13 protein-coding genes are annotated in these 13,519 nt (G+C 73.3%); 8 read left to right on the forward strand and 5 right to left on the reverse strand.

Annotated features, from left to right (window positions below; translation table 11 throughout):
• Nucleotides 1–406: 406 nt before the first annotated feature.
• Nucleotides 407–937 (forward strand): GlcG/HbpS family heme-binding protein, encoded by a 531-nt coding sequence (locus ACQKM2_RS39845; protein WP_427718880.1) that lies wholly within the window; start codon nucleotides 407–409, stop codon nucleotides 935–937.
• Nucleotides 938–966: 29 nt separating this feature from the next.
• Nucleotides 967–2,370 (forward strand): M1 family metallopeptidase, encoded by a 1,404-nt coding sequence (locus ACQKM2_RS39850; RefSeq protein ID WP_427718883.1) that lies wholly within the window; start codon nucleotides 967–969, stop codon nucleotides 2,368–2,370.
• Between the two features lie 92 nt (nucleotides 2,371–2,462).
• Here the strand turns inward: ACQKM2_RS39850 and ACQKM2_RS39855 are convergent, their stop codons facing one another.
• Nucleotides 2,463–3,038 carry a TerD family protein gene (locus tag ACQKM2_RS39855; RefSeq protein WP_362469626.1) on the reverse strand — a complete coding sequence of 192 codons (576 nt, stop codon included), beginning with the start codon at nucleotides 3,036–3,038 and terminating at the stop codon, nucleotides 2,463–2,465.
• Between the two features lie 144 nt (nucleotides 3,039–3,182).
• Here ACQKM2_RS39855 and arfB point away from each other — a divergent pair, with 144 nt between their 5' ends.
• Nucleotides 3,183–3,608, forward strand: a complete 426-nt coding sequence (gene arfB, locus ACQKM2_RS39860; RefSeq protein ID WP_427718885.1) for an alternative ribosome rescue aminoacyl-tRNA hydrolase ArfB — start codon at nucleotides 3,183–3,185, stop codon at nucleotides 3,606–3,608.
• A gap of 17 nt (nucleotides 3,609–3,625) precedes the next feature.
• On the opposite strand, the gene ACQKM2_RS39865 is transcribed toward arfB, so the two are convergent.
• Nucleotides 3,626–4,198: a flavin reductase family protein gene (locus ACQKM2_RS39865; protein WP_427718888.1), complete on the reverse strand. Its 573-nt coding sequence runs from the start codon at nucleotides 4,196–4,198 to the stop codon at nucleotides 3,626–3,628.
• 303 nt (nucleotides 4,199–4,501) lie between these two features.
• Between ACQKM2_RS39865 and cdgB the strand changes: the two genes are divergently transcribed.
• Both cdgB and ACQKM2_RS39875 read left to right on the forward strand, forming a co-directional pair.
• Entirely contained in the window at nucleotides 4,502–6,265 is a 1,764-nt protein-coding gene (gene cdgB / locus ACQKM2_RS39870; RefSeq protein WP_427718891.1) for a diguanylate cyclase CdgB, read from the forward strand.
• A 68-nt stretch (nucleotides 6,266–6,333) separates the two neighbouring features.
• Nucleotides 6,334–7,362, forward strand: coding sequence for a CBM35 domain-containing protein (locus ACQKM2_RS39875; RefSeq protein WP_427718893.1), 1,029 nt, complete (start codon nucleotides 6,334–6,336; stop codon nucleotides 7,360–7,362).
• Nucleotides 7,363–7,507: 145 nt separating this feature from the next.
• Here the strand turns inward: ACQKM2_RS39875 and ACQKM2_RS39880 are convergent, their stop codons facing one another.
• The 3 genes from ACQKM2_RS39880 to ACQKM2_RS39890 all read right to left on the reverse strand — a co-directional run bounded on the left by ACQKM2_RS39880 (nucleotide 7,508) and on the right by ACQKM2_RS39890 (nucleotide 10,621).
• Nucleotides 7,508–8,434 (reverse strand): 1-phosphofructokinase family hexose kinase, encoded by a 927-nt coding sequence (locus ACQKM2_RS39880; protein ID WP_427718895.1) that lies wholly within the window; start codon nucleotides 8,432–8,434, stop codon nucleotides 7,508–7,510.
• Between the two features lie 103 nt (nucleotides 8,435–8,537).
• A complete protein-coding gene (gene nagA / locus ACQKM2_RS39885; protein ID WP_427718897.1) occupies nucleotides 8,538–9,689 on the reverse strand; it encodes an N-acetylglucosamine-6-phosphate deacetylase in 1,152 nt (383 codons plus the stop codon).
• Nucleotides 9,689–10,621 (reverse strand): ROK family protein, encoded by a 933-nt coding sequence (locus tag ACQKM2_RS39890; protein WP_427718904.1) that lies wholly within the window; start codon nucleotides 10,619–10,621, stop codon nucleotides 9,689–9,691. The genes nagA and ACQKM2_RS39890 overlap by 1 nt, the downstream gene beginning before the upstream one ends.
• Before the next feature lie 225 nt (nucleotides 10,622–10,846).
• Between ACQKM2_RS39890 and ACQKM2_RS39895 the strand changes: the two genes are divergently transcribed.
• The 3 genes from ACQKM2_RS39895 to otsB are packed head-to-tail and all read left to right on the forward strand — an operon-like array spanning nucleotide 10,847 to nucleotide 13,375.
• Entirely contained in the window at nucleotides 10,847–12,136 is a 1,290-nt protein-coding gene (locus ACQKM2_RS39895; protein WP_427718907.1) for an extracellular solute-binding protein, read from the forward strand.
• A 44-nt stretch (nucleotides 12,137–12,180) separates the two neighbouring features.
• On the forward strand, nucleotides 12,181–12,462 hold the full coding sequence (locus tag ACQKM2_RS39900; protein WP_427718899.1) for a DUF3263 domain-containing protein: 282 nt from the start codon (nucleotides 12,181–12,183) through the stop codon (nucleotides 12,460–12,462).
• 55 nt (nucleotides 12,463–12,517) lie between these two features.
• A complete protein-coding gene (gene otsB, locus ACQKM2_RS39905; RefSeq protein ID WP_427718902.1) occupies nucleotides 12,518–13,375 on the forward strand; it encodes a trehalose-phosphatase in 858 nt (285 codons plus the stop codon).
• Nucleotides 13,376–13,519: the final 144 nt, after the last annotated feature.

Consider the following 13,519-nt stretch of genomic DNA (forward strand, 5'->3'; position numbering starts at 1 on the left):
AAACGCCGGCGGGGCTGTCTATAGCCCGTCCGGCGTTTGAGGACCGGGGTCAGGGGCGGAGCCCCTGGGAACGGTGGAAGGGCGGGTAGGGGACCTCGCCCGCGCAGCGGCCCACCCACCCGCAGACGAGCCACCGGCCCCGGCCACGGGCACCGGCCCCGCCCCGCACCCGCCGGACGGAGTCCGGCGCAGCGGCGCGAAGCCGGGGAGGCCGCCCGCGGCCGAGCCGTGCGAGCGCCGCGTGAAGAACAGCCAAACGGGCGGTCCGCCCCACCGCATCGGCCGATCGGATGACCCCCGGGTCAACCGGTGCGGTCGCCGGGCCGAGCCGGTACGGGGAGGGGCCGGGGCAGGGGGCGGGGCGAGGCTTGGAGGGAGCCAAGCCGACGACCCAACAGGAGCTGACATGAACACCCGCACCCGCGTTCTCACCGGTACCGCCCTCGCCGTCGTCCTCGGCGCCGGGACCTTCGGCGCCGTCAGCGCCAGCGCCACCCCCGCCGCGCCGGCCAAGAAGGACTCGGACAAGAACTTCACCACCTCCACGCACCTCACCATCGGTGCCGCCACCCGCGCCGCGCAGGCCGCGCTGGAGGCCGCCGAGAAGGAGAACCAGAAGGTCACCGTGGCCGTCGTCGACCGCAACGGCAACACGATCGTCACCCTCCGCGGCGACGGTGCGGGCCCGCAGTCCTACGAGTCGGCGCAGCGCAAGGCCTTCACCGCCGTGTCCTGGAACGCCCCGACCTCCGTCCTCGTCGGCCGCCTCGCGCAGACCCCGAACCTGAAGGACATCCCCGGCACCCTCTTCCTCGGCGGCGGCGCCCCCGTGCAGGCGAACGGCGCCCCGGTCGCCGGCATCGGCGTGGCCGGCGCCCCGAGCGGCGACCTGGACGAGAAGTTCGCCAAGGCCGGCGTGGAGTCCCTGCAGAAGTGAGTTCCGGCTCCGCTCCTTAGGATCGGGGCGTGGAACTCAAGCGCCTGGCCGTCCCCGCCGTCACCGCCCTGCTCGTCCTCGCGACGGGATGTACGGGCGCGACGGTGCAGGGGCGGCCCGGTGCGTCCGGGCTGCGGGACCCGTTCTTCCCGCGGGCGGGCAACGGCGGCTACCAGGTCGAGCACTACGCGCTGGACCTCGCCTACGACCCCGCCGACGGGCAGCTGCACGGCACGGCCGTCATCACCGCCCGCGCCGAGCAGGGGCTCAGCTCCTTCAACCTCGACCTGAGCGGGCTGAAGGTCGAGGGCGTGGACGTGCAGGGCGCGGGGGCGCGGTTCAACCGGACCGGCAACGAGCTGACGGTGCGCCCGGCCAAGGACCTGAAGAAGGGCGAGGTCTTCCGTACGACGGTGGACTACACCGGGCGGCCGAAGCCCGTCGTGGATCCCGACGGGTCGCACGAGGGCTGGATCACCACCGAGGACGGTGCGGTGGCCGTCGGCGAGCCGGTCGGGTCGATGGGCTGGTTCCCCGGCAACCACCACCCGAGCGACAAGGCCGCGTACGACGTGACGGTCACCGTCCCGGACGGGTACGAGGCCGTGTCCAACGGGCAGCTGCGCTCCCGCCGGGAGGTGGGGGACGGGCGGACCGAGTTCGCGTGGCACAGCCCGGAGCCGATGGCGAGCTACCTGGCGACCGTGGCCATCGGCAAGTTCAAGGTGACCACCGGTCGGACCCCGTCGGGGGTGGCGGTGTACGACGCCGTCGCTCCCGGTGAGGCGGCGGGCAGCGAGGCCGCGCTGAAGCGGCTGCCGGAGATCGTGGAGTGGGGCAGCGCGAAGTTCGGCCCGTACCCCTTCGGCACGGCCGGTTCGATCGTGATGCCCGCGCGGACCCTCGCGTACGCGCTGGAGACGCAGACCAAGCCCGTCTACTCGGGCGCGCCCGACGAGCTGCTCGTGCTGCACGAGCTGGCCCACCAGTGGTTCGGGAACTCGGTCTCGCCGAAGACCTGGAAGGACATGTGGCTCAACGAGGGCTTCGCCACCTACGCGGAGTGGCTGTGGTCCGAGGACCACGGCGGGGTGAGCGCGCAGCGCCGTTTCGAGGCGTTCCTGACGGGTGACACCTCGGTCGACGACCAGGCCGGCGGGGACTGGGCGGCGTTCCCGCCCGCCGCGCCGCCCGGCGCCGACCACGTCTCGGACGCGCCCGTGTACTACCGGGGTGCGATGGTCCTGCACCGGATCCGGCAGGAGGTGGGGGACGAGAAGTTCTTCGACCTGGTGCGCGGCTGGGTCGCCGACCACCGGTACGGCAACGCGAGCACCGCGGACTTCACGGCGTACGCGGAGCGGCGCACGGGCCACGACCTGAAGAAGGTGTGGGACGTGTGGCTGTACGGGGAGGGCCGCCCCAAGGCGTAGGCCGCACGGCCGCGAAGCCGCGAAGCCCCCTCCCGGCGCGGGCCGGCAGGGGGCTTCGGGCCCGTGGGCCCGTGGGCCCGGTGGGACGCGGGTCAGACGTTGACGCCGAAGTCCTGGGCGATGCCGACGAGGCCCGAGGCGTAGCCCTGGCCGACGGCGCGGAACTTCCACTCGGCGCCGTTGCGGTAGAGCTCGCCGAAGACCATGGCGGTCTCGGTGGCGGCGTCCTCGGAGAGGTCGTAGCGGGCGATCTCGGCGCCGCCGGCCTGGTTCACGACGCGGATGTAGGCGTTGCGGACCTGGCCGAAGTTCTGGCTGCGGGTCTCGGCGTCGTAGATCGACACCGGGAAGACGATCTTGTCGACGTCGGCGGGCAGGCCCGCGAGGTTGACGTTGATGGCCTCGTCGTCGCCGGCGCCCGCGCCCGTGCGGTTGTCGCCGGTGTGGACGATGGTCTGGTCCGGGGTGGACTTGTTGTTGAAGAAGACGAAGTGGCCGTCGGAGACGACCTTGCCCATCGCGTTGACCGCGATGGCCGAGGCGTCGAGGTCGAAGTCGACACCGGTCGTCGTGCGCACGTCCCAGCCGAGGCCGACCGTGACGGCGCTGAGGCCCGGGGCCTCCTTCGAGAGCGAGACGTTGCCGCCCTTGGACAGGCTTACTGCCATTTTGACTGGTGTCCTTCCTCGACGCTTGACCGCGATGTGGGGTCAAGTTACCGCTGCCCTTCATAACGCGGCGAGGGGGCGCGGAGGTTCCTTGACGCGGAAATGCGCGTGACGGCGGCGCGGGCGGGGGCCGATCATAGGGCCATGCCTGGTCCCTATGTCATCCGCGGTTCCGTCGTGCTCCCCGAGGCGGAGCTCGCCTGGCGGTTCTCGCGTTCCTCCGGGCCGGGCGGTCAGCACGTCAACACCTCGGACTCGCGCGTGGAGCTGCTGTTCGACCTGGCGGCGACCAAGGCGCTGCCGGAGGTGTGGAAGGAGCGGGCGCTGGAGCGGCTCGCGTCGCGGCTGGTGGACGGGGTGGTGACGGTACGGGCCTCCGAGCACCGCTCGCAGTTCCGCAACCGGGAGATGGCCCTGGTCCGGCTGACCTCGCTGCTGGCGGAGGCCACGGCCCCGCCGCCGAAGCCGCGCCGGGCGACGAAGATCCCCCGGGGCATCAACGAGCGGCGCCTGCGGGAGAAGAAGGCCCGCGGCGAGACCAAGCGCAACCGCAGCTCGCGCGACTGGTAGCCGCCCGCTCCCGGGTCCTACGGGGCCAGGTGGCGGTAGCGGCCGCGGAAGTACGTCAGCGGCGGCGCGTCCGGGACCGGCAGGCCGGCGCCGAGGACGCGGCCGACGACGAGGGTGTGGTCGCCCGCGGTGACGCGGGACTCGGTGCGGCACTCCAGGGTGGCGAGCGCGCCGGTCAGCAGGGGTGCGCCGGACAGGGCGCCGCGTACGTACGGCAGGCCCTCGAACAGCAGCCGGTCGCTGATCCGGTTCTTCATGGAGAACCGGCCGGCCACCTGGAGCTGGCTGTCGGCGAGGAGGGAGACCGCCCACAGCGGCTGCTCGGCGAGCAGGTCGTCCATCCGGGAGCCCTCGCGGACGCTGACCAGGACGAGCGGCGGGTCCAGGGAGACCGACATGAAAGCGGTGGCCGTCATGCCGACGTCCTCGCCGCGCGGGCCGTCGGCGCTCAGGGGCGGCTCTTGCGCGGTGATCAGGCACACGCCCGCCGCCAGCCGGGACATGGCGGCCCGGAACTCGTCGTTGCTCACCCCCTCAGGATGGGGGGTGGTGAGCACGGGGGCCGGGTGTACGGGGGTCGTCTTGGGCACGTACCGAACGCTAGTCCCGCCCCCGTGCGGCGCACATCGGGCCCTGGTCCGAGCCGCGTCCCCGCCCCGCGGCCTAGGCCGGGCGTATCGTTTGCTGCCGGGAAGGAGGGGGAGCGCTCCCACTCCGTACGCCCCTCTCGGCACGGCCCTTCTTCATCTCATGTGACTTGAGTCACAGAGGGCAAGATTTGTTGACCCTGTGTACCTGCCGCACAGCTCACTGTGATTCAGTGGACGGGACACCGCAACGAAACGCCGATGACAAACCTGGAGTTGCTGTCGAGGTCTCGGGGAGAGCGAGCAATGGAGACCGAGTCGGAGCCGTACGTCCGTCTTGCGACCCTGCGGCAGCTGCACCAGGTGGTGGCCGAGCTCAACACGGCCCGGAGCCTGGCGGACACCCTGCAGACCGTCGTGGACGGCATCGTCAGGGGCCTCGGCTACGAACTCGCCTGTGTCAACCTCGTACGCCCCGACGGGGATCTCGTCGTGGCCGCCTTCGCAGGTGACCCCGCCGCCGAGGCCCTGATCACCGGCCGCGTCGGCTCCCGCGCCGCCTGGGAACGCCGCCTGACCATGGGCGAGGACTGGGACGGCCTGCGCTTCATCCCGCACACCGAGGGCTGGGTCCTGATGGAGGACGACGTCCCCCAGTGGCACACCGACGGCCCCGATCCGCGCTTCCAGGACGAGTGGCACCCCGAGGACCGGCTCTACGCCCCCATGTACGCGACCGGCGGGGAACTTCTGGGTGTCATTTCGGTGGACAGGCCGCGCAACGGGCGCCGCCCCGGCGCGTGGGGGCGCGAAGCGCTCCAGATGTACGCCTTCCAGGCCGCCATTGCGATCAGCAACGCGAGGCTGCGCGCGAACATGCAGCGGGCCCTCGTCCGGCTGGAGCGCGAGCAGCAGGCACTGCGGGCGAGTGAAGAGTCGTTCCGGCAGGCCTTCGAGTACGCGCCCAGCGGCATGGCCATCGCAGAGATGGGCGGCGACCAGCACGGCCGGCTGCTGCGCACCAACGACGCCCTGTGCCGCCTGCTGGGCCGGCCCGCCTCCGTGCTGCGCCGCTACTCCTTCTCCGACCTCGTCCACCCCGAGGACATCGGCACCCTGCTGCGCACCTCCGCCGAGGGCGGCCGCGCCGAACTGCGCCTCGGGCGGCGCGACGGCACGTACGTATGGGTCTCGCTGCGCAACTCCGTCGTCGCCGACGCCGCCGACGGCCCCCGCTTCCTCCTCACCCACGTCGAGGACATCGAGGAGCGCAAGCGGCACGAGCTCCAGCTCGCCCACCGCGCCAGCCACGACTCCCTCACCGGCCTCCCCAACAGCGCAGAACTGCGCTCCCGGCTCGGCGCACGCCTCTGTCGCCGCCCCCAGTCCGTACGGGCCGGCGCGGTCGAGGCGCTGGACGCGGCCTACGAGGGCCGCCCCGAGGCGGGTGGTGCCGGCGAGCACGGCTTTCCACCCGAGGGGCAGCACCCCGGGCAGTACCACGCCTACGACAGCGGCTTCCCCGCCGCCCCCGCCGCCCCCGCGGCCGGGCAGGCGGCCGACGCCTTCGACTTCCCGGGCGACTTCCCCGGCGCCTTCCCGGGCAGCCCGGACGGCCCGTTCGACCACCACGTGCACACGGTGGCGCCCGCCACCGACATCGACGACGGCACGAAGGGGCTCGCCGTCCTCTTCTGCGACCTCGACGGCTTCAAGTCGATCAACGACCGGTTCGGCCACCACACCGGCGACGCCGTCCTCATCGAGGTCGCCCGCCGCCTGACGACGGGCGTCAGGGATGGTGACACCGTCGCCCGGCTGGGTGGTGACGAGTTCGTCGTCCTCGCCGACGGCCTGGGCGCCGCCGACGCCGCCGACCTCGCCGTACGGCTGCGCAACGCGATCATCCCGCCGATCCGGGTCGACGGCCGCGCGGTCCGCGTGGGCGCGAGTTTCGGCATCGGCTGGGCCAGCTGCGGGATGTCCGCTGACGAGGTGCTGCGCTCCGCCGACCAGCGCATGTACATCGAGAAGAGGTCCCGTTCCAAGGCGCACCGGCGGGCCGGCTGAGTCCGAGCGCCGCCCGTGTGCGCACGTGTTCGGGGTAGGCTCCCGTGGGTCGAAAGGAGTGACCTGCGATGACGACGCCCGCGAACAACGGCCCGCACGGTGGGGCCAACCAGCCCGGGGACGATGACCCGTTCGGCTACCTCTACGCGGACGGCCAGGCCGCCGGAGCCACCCCGCCCGGTCAGGGTGGCGGATACGGCTACCCCGGCCCGACGGCCGGCGGACCGCCCGGCGCGCAGCCCGGCGTCCCCCGGACCTCGTACAACCAGGTGCGCACGGTCGGCGAGCGGACGTACGGCGGCCAGCGCGGCGCCGTCCCGCAGCAGCAGCCCCCGCAGGCCTACCAGGCCCAGTACCAGGCCCCCGAAGCCCTCCAGGCGGGCGGCTACGGCGTCCCGCAGCAGCCGTCCGCGCAGACCGCGCACAGCCAGCCCGTACCGCCCCGTCGCGGCGGCCGCGGCGGCGGCTCCAGCCGCCGGGGCATGCTGATCGCGGCGGTCGCGGTGGTCGCGGCCGTCGGCATCGGCATCGGCGCGGCCGTGGTCTTCGGCAAGGACAAGGACAAGGGCGACAAGAACCAGGCGGTCGGCCCGACCCAGTCGGTGCAGCCCTCGAATAAGTCCGAGCCGGCGCCGAGCGCGTCCCCGGAGCCCTCGAAGGCCCCGCTGCCCAAGGGCGAGGCCGCCGGCGCCGGCATGGCCCTCACCGGCGGGGCGACGCTCCAGAACAGCGTCTCCGGGTCCAAGAGCTCGGGCGGCCAGTACGTCGGCAACTTCAACCAGACGGGCGCCGCCCTGACCTGGACGGCCGAGCTGCCCGAAGCCGGGGACTACACGCTGAACGTCAACTACGCGGTGCCGGGCAAGGACGCGAAGGTCACGCTGACGATCAACGGGCAGACCCCCACGCAGTCCCTGAACCTGGCCAACTTCTCCAAGGCCGAGGCGGGTGTCTGGGACAAGGGCTGGACCCGGACCTACGCCTTCGTCACCCTCAAGAAGGGCACGAACACGATGAAGATCTCGTGTGAGGCCGGCAACCAGTGCGAAGCCATATTCGATCAGCTGCGCCTCAGCCCGGGCTGGGCCAAGGGCTGACGGCCGGTTCCGGCGCGACGGCCGGTTCCGGCGACGGACGCCACGAGGGGGAGACGCACGCGGTGCGTCTCCCCCTCGGCCGTTCCCCCGGCCGTTCCCGCGGCCGTTCCCCCGGCCGTTCCCGCGCCCTGCCCTTCCCGCGCGGCTACGGGGCGGGCAGCGGCACGGCCCTGATCTGCGGGGTGATCTCCTCGTACGTGCGCGGGTCGAAGTCCCCCGCCGTCGGGGCGTGCACGGTGGCCGCGGAGAGGGCCACCGCACGGACCAGGCGCCCGGGCCAGTCCAGGCCCCGGGTCAGGGCGGAGAGCAGGCCCGCGACGGCGGAGTCGCCCGCACCGGTCGGGTTCCCGCGCAGCGGGCGGGGCGGGGCCGCCTCCCAGGTGCCGTCGGGGGTGGCGGCGAGCAGCCCGGCGGGGCCCAGGGAGGTCACCACCGCCTGGGCGCCCCGGCGGCGGGCGTCACGGGTGGCGGGGAGCGGGTCGCGGGCGCCGGTCAGCTCCGCCAGCTCGGCCGCGTTCGGCTTGATGATGTCCGGCCGGGCGGCGACCCCGCGGCGCAGGGCCTCGCCGCTGGTGTCGAGCAGCACGGGCCGCCCGGCCGCGCGGGCCGCCCGCACGAGGACCGCGTACGCGCCGACCGGCACGCCCGGGGGCAGGCTGCCGCACAGGGCCACCGCGCGGGCGCCGGCGAGGAGTTCGGCGTACCGCTCCAGGAAGGCGGCCCACTCGGCCGCGGAGATCGGCGGGCCGGGCTCGTTGAACTGGGTGGTGTCGCCGGTGCTCTCGTCGACGACGGCCAGGGTGCGCCGGGTGGTGCCCGCGCAGGGGACCAGGGCGTCGGTCACCCCCGGTGCGCCGGCGAGGAGTTCGCGCACGGTCCGCCCGGTGGCGCCGCCCGCGAAGCCCGTCGCCGTGACCTCCTCGCCGAGCGCGCCGAGCACCCGGGCCACGTTCAGGCCCTTGCCGCCCGCGCGTTCGGTGACACCGGTGGCCCGGTGGGAGGTGTGCGGCAGCATGCGCGGCACCCGGTGGGTGACGTCGAGCGCGGTGTTGAGCGTCACGGTGAGGATCATGGCCAGCCCCGGTCTTGGTGTGTGCCGGGATCATGCCAAATAGAGGGCGGCCATCCCAGTCCCCTGGGCGGGCCGCCCCCTTTGCGCCGTATGAAAGGCCGGTTCAGTCCAGTGGGCTGACGATCCATTCGCCGCGCCGCATGACGCCCTTGACGTCGAACGCGGCGTCCAGGACCACCAGGTCGGCGTACTTGCCGGGCTCCAGCGAGCCGACCTCGTCGTAGAGGCCGAGCAGCTTGGCCGGGTTCGCCGAGATCGCCTGGACCACGGACTCGACCGGCAGCCGGTCCACCGTCACCGACCGCTTGAACGCGGTGTCCAGGGTCAGCGTCGAGCCGGCGATGGAACCGCCCTCGACGAGCCGGGCGACGCCGTCCTTGACCTCCACCTCCAGCGGGCCGAGGTGGTAGGTGCCGTCGCCGAAGCCGGCCGCGTCCATCGCGTCGGTGATCAGCGCGACGCGGTGCGCGCCCGCGTGGTGGAAGGCCAGTTCCAGCATCGCCGGGTGCAGGTGGGTGCCGTCGTTGATCAGCTCGACGGTGACCCGCTCGTCCTCCAGCAGCGCCGCGATCGGGCCGGGCGCGCGGTGCTCCAGGCCGGGCATGGCGTTGTACAGGTGGGTGGCGACGGTCGCGCCGGCGTCGATGGCCTGGCGGGTCTGGTCGTACGTGGAGTCGGTGTGGCCGATCGCGGCGATGACCCCGTGCTCGGCCAGCAGCCGTACGGAGTCCAGGCCGCCGGGGAGTTCGGTGGCGAGGGTGACCATGCGGGCGGCGCCGTGCGCGGCGTCGACGAGCTTGCGGACCTCGGCCGGGTCGGGGTCGCGCAGCAGGTCGGCCTTGTGGGCGCCCTTGCGGCAGGGGTTGATGAAGGGGCCCTCGAAGTGGATGCCGGCGATCTCGCCCTGCTGGGTGAGCTCGGCGAGCAGTCCGGCGCGGCGGGCCAGCTCGTCCAGGTCGCCGGTGACGGTGGAGGCGACGAGGGTGGTGGTGCCGTGCTCGCGGTGGGTGCGTACGCCCGTGAGGACCTCCTCGGCGGTGCCGGAGGTGAAGGAGGCGCCGCCGCCGCCGTGGTTGTGCATGTCCACGAAGCCGGGGACGATCCAGTGCCCGGAGAGGTCGACGGCCGTGGCGTCCTCGGGCGCGCTGCCCGCGACGCGGGTGCCCTCGACGATGACGCGGCCGCCCGCCACGATCCCGGTGGGCAGCACCACCCTCGCGCCGGAGAGAACGGTGCTCTGTGCGCTTCCGGACATCAGGCAGGTACCTCCGTGGCGAGTAGGTCCCAGGCGAGCAGCCCTGCGCCCAGGCATCCGGCGGTGTCCCCGAGGGCAGCCGGAACGATCTCGGGCAGCCGCTGGAACGTCACGCGCTCCTCGACGGCCGTCCTCAGTGGTGTGAACAAGGTTTCCCCCGCCTCGGCGAGCCCGCCACCGATGATCAGGGTGCTCGGGTCCAGCAGGGTGATCGCGGTGACCAGGCCGTCGGCGAGGGCGCCGATGGCGGCCAGCCAGACCTCGCGGGCGGCCTCGTCGCCGGACTCGACGGCCTTGGCGCAGTCGGCGGCGTCGGCGTCGGGATCGCCGGAGGCGGTGGCCCAGGCGCGGCTGACGGCGGCGGCGGAGGCGAGGGTCTCCAGGCAGCCGTGCTGGCCGCAGCCGCAGGCGGGGCCGCCCGGGCGGACCACGATGTGCCCGATCTCGCCCGCGTAGCCGTGGGCGCCGGCCTCGATGCGGCCGGCGATGCCGATGGCTCCGGCGATGCCGGTGCCGAGCGGGACGAAGAGGAAGCGTTCGGCGCCCAGGCCCGCGCCGATGCGGCCCTCGGCGAGTCCGCCCGTGCGGACGTCGTGGCCGAGGGCGACCGGGATCCCGCCGAGGCGGGCGGTGAGCAGGTCGCGCATCGGTACGTCCCGCCAGCCCAGGTTCGCCGCGTACACGGCGAGGCCGCGTTCGGCGTCGACGATGCCGGGGACGGCGACGCCGGCGGCCGAGGCGGGCGTGCCGAAGCGTTCGCGGCCGAGGTCGAGGAGCTCGGCGGCGAAGTCCAGGATCGTCTCGACGACGGCGCCGGGGCCCCGCTCGCGGCCGGTGGCGCGGCGTGCCTCGTGCAGCAGGGATGCGTCCGCGCCGATCAGGGCGGCCTTGATCCCGGTGCCGCCCACATCGAGGGCGATGACGTGTTTCACGGGTTTCACAGCAGACAGTCTCGCGTGCTCGGCGGGGAAAGGTCTAGTCCATTGGAGGGGATTGTTGACCGGCCATACAAATTCGGACCGCCCAACGGACACAGTCTTGAAACAGTCCGCGGCACACCCCGTTCCGGATGTGGAGGAGCTGCCAAAGTGGTGTAGACCTTACGTCGGATCGTACGTACAACCTGGGGTGGATCAAGAACTGTGAAGGGCCGTTACCTGAGGCCGGCCGCGACCGGCGCCGCACTGTGCCTGGCCGTGGCGACACTGGCGGGCTGCGGAACCGTGTCCGGCCTCACCGGGGACAACGAGGTGACCCTGCGGGTCGTGGCGGCCGACTACGGGGACAATCCGCAGAACTCCTCCGCCGGCTACTGGAAGAACCTCGCCACCTCCTTCGAGAAGGACAACCCCGGCGTCCACGTCGAGGTCAGCGTCTACTCCTGGTCGGAGGTCGACGCCAAGGTCGCCGCGATGGTCAAGGCCGGCAAGGCCCCCGACATCGCCCAGATCGGCGCCTACGCCGACTACGCCGAAGCCGGCAAGCTCTACACCGCCGACGAACTGCTCTCCGTCACCACCGAGGCCGACTTCCTCGCCCCCCTCGCCGACGCGGGCAAGGTCAAGCGGGTCCAGTACGGGATGCCGTTCGTCGCCAGCACCCGCCTGCTCTTCTACAACACCAAGCTCCTCGGCGACGCCGGCATCATCCCCAAGGACGGCAGCACCCCCTGGCAGCCCAAGAGCTGGGCCGACATCGAGGCCGCCGCCAAGAAGCTCAAGGCCGCCAACGTCCCCACCCCCTTCGCCCTGCCGCTCGGCCGCGAAGAGGCCCAGGCCGAGACGATGATGTGGCTGCTCGCGGGCGGCGGCGGCTACACCGACAACGAGGAGGCGTACTCGATCGACTCCGCGGAGAACATCAAGTCGCTGGAGTTCCTCCGCGACAAGATGGTCGGCCAGCAGCTCACCGGCCCCGTCGAACCGGCCAAGCTCGACCGCCAGGCCGCCTTCGACGCCTTCACGCGCGGAGAGGTCGGCATGCTCAACGGCCACCCCACCCTGCTCAAGCAGGCCGCCGGCAAGGGCGTGAAGTTCGGCATGGTCACCATGCCCACCATCGACGGCACCGACCACTCCACCATGGGCGTCGCCGACTGGGTCATGGCCTTCAAGAACGGCCACAAGAAGGAGTCCGGGAAGTTCCTGGACCACCTCTTCTCCGCGAAGAACGTGACCACCTTCACCAACCAGTACGACCTCCTCCCCGTCACCACCAGCGGCTACCGGGCCATGGCCGGCAGCACCGGCGGCTCGGCCACACAGCTGAGGACCTTCCTCACGGCCCTCCCCAACGCCCGGCTCTACCCCGTCGGCAAGAAGTCCTGGGCCGGGGTCAGCGAGGACGTCAAGCAGAACATCGGCAAGACCGTCGCACCGGGCGGACAGCCCGCGAAGGTCCTGGAGGAGATCGCCGTCGCCGCGCGCAAGGCGGACGGGGAACGCTGACCCTTCCCCGGAGGGCTGTCGGTGGGCGCCGTTAATCTGGCCGTATGACGGATGGCGGGCAGGCGGGTGACACGGGCGGCGCGGCGGCGGAGGCGACCCCCGCGCCGCTGACCGCCGCCGAGGCCGCCGTACTCGCCTACGAAAGCCGCAGCTGGCCCGGCCCCGGCGCCAAGGAACGCGCGATACGCGAGGCCCTCGGCCTCACCCCGGTCAGCTACTACCAGCTGCTCAACGCCCTCATGGACGACCCCCGCGCCCTCGCCCACGCCCCCGGCACCATCAACCGCCTCCGCCGCATCCGCGCCGCCCAGCGGGCCCGGCGGTAGGGCGGCCCCGGGGAACCCTGGGCGGGGTGCACGCCACGCCGGTAGGGTCGTCCGTATGGGGAGCCAGCCGCACGATCCGCAGCCGATGCCCGTGCCCGCCACCGCAGCCGGACGCGAGGGACTCGAAGCCCTCCTCCGCGCACCCCGCAGAGCCGTCATCGCCCTCGACTTCGACGGCACCCTCGCCGAGATCGTCCCCGACCCCGACCAGGCCCGCGCCCACCCGGACGCCGTACCGGCCCTCGCCGAGCTCGCCCCCCAGGTCGACGCCGTCGCCGTCGTCACCGGCCGCCCGGCCGGCGTCGCCGTACGCCACGGCGGCTTCGCCGGGATCCCCGGACTGGAGCACCTCGTCGTCCTCGGCCACTACGGAGCCGAACGCTGGGACGCCGTCACCGGCATCGTCCGCGCCCCCGCCGAACACCCCGGCGTCGCCGCCGTACGGGCCGAGCTGCCCGGCTTCCTCGACGCCATCGGCGCGTGGCGCGGGACCTGGATCGAGGAGAAGGGCCAGGCACTCGCCGTCCACACCCGCCGCGCCGAAGACCCGGCGGCCGCCTTCGACGCCCTCCGCGAACCCCTCGCGGAGCTCGCCGCCCGCCACGGCCTGATGGTCGAGCCGGGCCGCGCCGTCCTGGAGCTGCGCCCGCCGGGCATGGACAAGGGCGTCGCACTGACCGAGTTCCTCACCGAGCGCGGCGCCGAAGCCGTCCTGTACGCGGGCGACGACCTGGGCGACCTCGCGGCGTACTCGGCGGTCGAAAAGCGCCGCGCCGACGGCCTCCCGGGCCTCCTGGTCTGCAGCGGCTCGGCGGAAGTCCCGGAACTGGCGGCCCGAGCCGACCTCGTCCTCCCGGGCCCGGCGGCAGTCTCGGCGTTCCTGGCCCAGCTGGCGGGGGCGCTGCGGGGGTAGCCGTACGCGCCTTGCGGTGCGGGCGCCCGCCGTACGCCGGCTCGCGGCGCGGGCCGGCTGTCTCCCCCGCGAGGGGGTGGGGTCGGGCGGTGTTTGCCCACCCGCCCCCTTGTCTGCGGGCCGGTGGGCTGGGGGGCGGGATCC

The sequence above is a fragment of the Streptomyces sp. NPDC004126 genome (assembly GCF_050275515.1).
In the GTDB taxonomy this organism is placed as follows: Bacteria; Actinomycetota; Actinomycetes; order Streptomycetales; family Streptomycetaceae; genus Streptomyces.

Coding starts and splice junctions, on each gene's coding strand:
- ACQKM2_RS39855 (WP_362469626.1), bottom strand. CDS start 3,038: ATGGCAGTAAGCCTGTCCAAGGGCGGCAACGTCTCGCTCTCGAAGGAG.
- ACQKM2_RS39900 (WP_427718899.1), top strand. CDS start 12,181: ATGACGGATGGCGGGCAGGCGGGTGACACGGGCGGCGCGGCGGCGGAG.
- otsB (WP_427718902.1), top strand. CDS start 12,518: ATGGGGAGCCAGCCGCACGATCCGCAGCCGATGCCCGTGCCCGCCACC.
- ACQKM2_RS39845 (WP_427718880.1), top strand. CDS start 407: ATGAACACCCGCACCCGCGTTCTCACCGGTACCGCCCTCGCCGTCGTC.
- ACQKM2_RS39875 (WP_427718893.1), top strand. CDS start 6,334: ATGACGACGCCCGCGAACAACGGCCCGCACGGTGGGGCCAACCAGCCC.
- nagA (WP_427718897.1), bottom strand. CDS start 9,689: ATGTCCGGAAGCGCACAGAGCACCGTTCTCTCCGGCGCGAGGGTGGTG.
- ACQKM2_RS39880 (WP_427718895.1), bottom strand. CDS start 8,434: ATGATCCTCACCGTGACGCTCAACACCGCGCTCGACGTCACCCACCGG.
- cdgB (WP_427718891.1), top strand. CDS start 4,502: ATGGAGACCGAGTCGGAGCCGTACGTCCGTCTTGCGACCCTGCGGCAG.
- arfB (WP_427718885.1), top strand. CDS start 3,183: ATGCCTGGTCCCTATGTCATCCGCGGTTCCGTCGTGCTCCCCGAGGCG.